Origin of the sequence: Corallococcus praedator, assembly GCF_003612125.1 — a bacterium.
Classification (GTDB): domain Bacteria; phylum Myxococcota; class Myxococcia; order Myxococcales; family Myxococcaceae; genus Corallococcus; species Corallococcus praedator.
This window is the reverse complement of record NZ_RAWI01001012.1, coordinates 1-450: the sequence shown is the minus strand read 5'-3', so window position 1 is coordinate 450 and position 450 is coordinate 1. Positions and strand designations below refer to the sequence as shown.

The window sequence follows — 450 nt, the reverse complement described above, 5'->3', positions numbered from 1 at the left end:
GTGTGGACGGGCCAGACCCAGTTCCGTCGACTCCATCAGATCCACGACCTCACACTGGCAATTCGCTGACATGGTGCACGATGCACGCTCCAGACGTGAGGGCCGCGTCATTGCGAGTCATGCACATGGATCCTCAGCTTATCGAAAACACCTGCCACTGGCATCGGATCAGGATCGGATCTGGCCGGTACCGACGACACGGTAACTGGTCGTCGTCATTTCCGGTAGTCCCATGGGGCCCCGGGCATGCATCTTCTGGGTGGAGATGCCGATCTCGGCACCAAATCCGAACTGTCCACCGTCGACGAATCTGCTGGACGCATTGACGAGGACGGCTGCCGCGTCAACCATCGCGGTGAACTCCTGGGCGGCCACCACCGAATTGGTGACGATCGTCTCGGAGTGTCCGGTGCCGTACCGCGCAATGTGTGCGATGGCCTCGTCCAGGCT

The 450-nt window shown here is 60.9% G+C and carries 1 pseudogene; it reads right to left on the bottom strand.

The annotated features are described in order from the left end of the window. Window positions 1-168: 168 nt before the first annotated feature. Window positions 169-450 (bottom strand): annotated as a pseudogene (locus D7Y13_RS42815) (hypothetical protein); the annotation flags it as partial.